Below are 3,830 nucleotides of genomic sequence, written 5' to 3'. Positions count from 1 at the left end.
GAGCGGTACAGTGACTATGGGGCTATAGCTGCATGAAACTGTCCGAAGTGTTGTCCTTAAGAATATGAATAATTTGATCAACTTCTTCAGGGTTGATTAAACTTGTCCCGTCCTGCCTGTCATAAGACTTTTTCCCTCTGGAACTGGTATCCAGCCACGTTACCGTTGATCTTAATGCCTCAGGACCATTACGATAAAATTCAGGTATATTCCGTTCTCCAGTTTCCAGTCTCTTGTCGTAGAAAGTATGTGATACCAAATCACCAATAGGCTCTGCCATACGATATTGAGTCAATAAACTACTGCCAACTTGTTGACCATAAGAAGACTCAAAAGCCTTTTCAAAATCACTCATAAAGACATGAGATAGCGCTGGCTCAACCTTAGGAACACCGAGGTTACGAAGAATCACATTCTTGTGCTCATCTTGGTACAGAGGTGGCAACTGCTTGTGGTCACCAACCAGTAAAACTCGCTTGGCAGACTGCATAGCAATCGCTAGTTCAGAGGATATAGAGCGGGCTGCCTCATCAATAATCACCCAGTCATACTGCACTGTGTTGATGCCCAAATGACCAAGCCCCATACCTACGCAGGTGCCACAAACAAGCGTGCGAGACCTAGCCAAGAATTCTTCGTAACTTCCTGGGTTAGTAGCCAGTCGCTCCTTATAATCATCGATGATTTGTATCAACGCTTTCACTCGGCGATATTCATGAGGACCAATGCCATAAAGCTGATTAATCTTTTCATCAATTTTTTCAGCCGCATTACTGAGATCAAAACTCAAAATATCATATTGCTCTGTTAACTCATTCTTCAACTGGCTTTCTAGAGATGCAATAGTTTGGGTAACGCTCTTGATATAAGATTCATCCTCTCCGTCTTTTGCATCACTTTGAAGCCGTATCAGGTTCTTGATCTTTTTCTTGATGCCAAATTCAACACCTAGCAAAGCTTCTAAGTAATCTGAATCCAACCTTAGAGCGGGCTGAAGATGTAATATCCGTTCTTTCAATTCAGCAATGAAGGATTGCCTAGTAGACTCAATAATATTCCTCGAATATACATCCTTTAACCCATCGGACACTGAAGATTCTCGATTACTGAATCTAACAATATCAATAGGCGTTTCAAGGCGATCACAATGTGATCGAATTCGATCAACAGCTGTATTAACGGCCTCATGGGACTGACTCACCAATAAAATATGGTTTGCATGGTCCTGCTCTAACAAATAATGAACAAAGGCGGCTATAAACTCTGTTTTACCCGTTCCAGGAGGACCTTGTAATAATGATAAAGGCCCCTTACTGAATAACATGCGGAATGCACTGCGTTGAGCTTCATTCAAACTGATTTTTTTATCTTTATCTTCTCTATCATAACGAGACAATTGATCATCAGTCGGGCCATCATGAAAATGGACAGGCTTCATGTCCTGTAGAGGATCAAAATAACTCACCAGATCAGGCACGACAGAAGACTGATTTAATACTCTCTCCATCGCTTTTTTACGACGAGTATAAGATGCCCGATCTTTCTTGGTTCTAAGATACAAAATATCACCAAGCTCCGGGCCTTTCTTATTGGTTAAAGGCAGTCTGACTTCTGAGCTAGTAGATTTTTCAAGAATAATCTTTCCAAGATTGAATTCTCTATCACCTACCTTCTTGATGACAGACACCTCATCATCTCGATTAAAGCTATCAAGAATTTCAGAATCAGAATCGTAAGGGATAATCAGTTCATTTCGTTTCAAATCAGGCTGAGGGTCATCGCCAACTTCAATACTTGGCAATGCTTCAGTTTCCGCTTCAATGATAGCCTTCCAGATATTTCTAGTGGTCAACTTTTCATCGATTGAGCGAGGAATTGAATCAAGATCAGAGCTAATGAAATTATCCGTACTAGCATCTACATCTTGTGGGGCTGGTGAAGCGACTTGCTCCATCAGATTTTTGATTTCGTGAATATCCTTATCATCTTCAATTGGATTAGCAATATTTTTACAATCAGGTAAAAAGGTTTCTTGCTCTAATAAGTGCTTATCCAAAGCAGATAAGTCGTTATACCCTGTAAGGATTTCGATACTCAGATTAAGTACCAACTGACTTTCACTCTTCACCCATACAGGAACACCATCAATCGCCCTAGGAACTAGTGCATTTTCAATCAGCACGGCTTCTGTATTAAAGAACACATCCAGAAAAGCATTCACACCATAGAATGAAACTTTAACAGAGTTGTCTTTTTGGCGAGACTTTTCTATATACACATACAGCTCACCGTTATCAGGAAAAATAGTAACTGCCTCTTCGAAGTCACGTCGATTCAGACTCACACTAACTTTACTGATCGAATCATCTACAGGATCAAACTGTTCCACTAAAGCAGCTTTGAATCGATCCAAAGACAAGAAGCCATTATTGTCAGTAGTCTCTTCCTTCAATGACTCTGCAACAACTGAATATTCAGTCTGGGCCTGAAGGTTATCCCAGTCGAGATCAAGCAGCTCGGCTGAAATACGCATAACTGCAAAATTATCACGCTCACTTGTCGTAGCAGATTCAATATACTCTGGGCTATACCTGTGATTTCGAGCCGTTTCACTAGAGCCTGTGAAGTCAGGAAGATCGATCAGTGCAACACGTAAGTCATCACCATCTTCCTGAACAAGTAAGTTACCCGGATGAAGATCGCCATGGCTCAAGCCAATACCTTCTAAATGCTCAATATTACGTATTAAGGCTTGAATGGCTGCCAAGCATGTTTCTATCGGATGAACTTTCTTAGACCAATCATCCCAAGATTCACCATCGATATAATCTTGAACAAGAAATAGTTCAGACTTATGCGTAATGCCATAATCCCTAATAGTACTTAGGTAATCAGGAGAGACCTCACCAATCTTCTCTATTTGCTCAAAGAAGTTCATGCACTGATACACACCAGCCTGATCATTACCAGCATTTACATTATTCCAAATCTTTACCAACTGATCATTAGAGCGATAAATCTCTTTCAACTCATCACTAGAAATTTCTTCATCTTCACAATATACCTTGTAAAGATTTATTTTTTTTCGGTATTTATCTAATAATGAATCATCAAACAGTTCAATAGCTTCCTGAGCAGGTTGAGCGCCAATCAAAGCCGCCTGCATAGCATCAGCATTATTAAATCGCTCTGACGGAATATCAGAAACAGCTTTTCGTAGAACGTCTCCGTACCACTCAGCGTTCTCTGCAATACCCTTTAAGGCAGCCTCTACAGACTTGATAGATAAACGTTTACCTGAAAGCAATAGGAAACAAAGAACTCCCAGCGCATACACATCACGGTGATACTCAGTAGCTCTATGATCTAAACTTTCTGACCGGTCTTCTGGAGGACTAATAACTCCGGTACTGATAGCCTTCCTTCTAGGCCCAACAGTGCCAGCTGGCTGATGGTACGAAGACATAAAGCTGGAAAGAGCAATTTTATTGCCGGGCGACAACCATAAGCTATGATCGCCAATATCTCGATGCGCAATATTAATCCCATGCAATGAGGAAAAATGATGAAGAAGCACTTTCACCAAGCTCAAACGTTGTTCATAATTTAATTTATCGGCATGATCAGCCACATAATCATTAAATCGACTATGCCCATAAGGTAGCTCGTATAACTCATAAAACTCTTGAGTTATTTGAGATGGTTCAATATTGGTTAGGGAAGTCAGGCAAGACTTATAGAGTTCGTCATCATATTGACGAATATGGGTAAGAACTTCGAGGGTGTAAATAATTCTGTGTAACCGCTCTTGCTAGTGGATTATTGGTAGT

The 3,830-nt window shown here is 40.5% G+C and carries 1 protein-coding gene; it reads right to left on the bottom strand.

What is annotated here, in order from left to right; all coding sequences use genetic code 11:
- Positions 1-22: 22 nt before the first annotated feature.
- Positions 23-3,631, bottom strand: a complete 3,609-nt coding sequence (locus tag MO867_RS23830; RefSeq protein WP_252472710.1) for an AAA domain-containing protein — start codon at positions 3,629-3,631, stop codon at positions 23-25.
- Positions 3,632-3,830: the final 199 nt, after the last annotated feature.

The sequence above is a fragment of the Microbulbifer okhotskensis genome (assembly GCF_023895975.1).
Classification (GTDB): Bacteria; Pseudomonadota; Gammaproteobacteria; order Pseudomonadales; family Cellvibrionaceae; genus Microbulbifer; species Microbulbifer okhotskensis.
The sequence above is the reverse complement of the archived record's forward strand: the minus strand, read 5'-3'. Positions and strand labels throughout refer to the sequence as shown.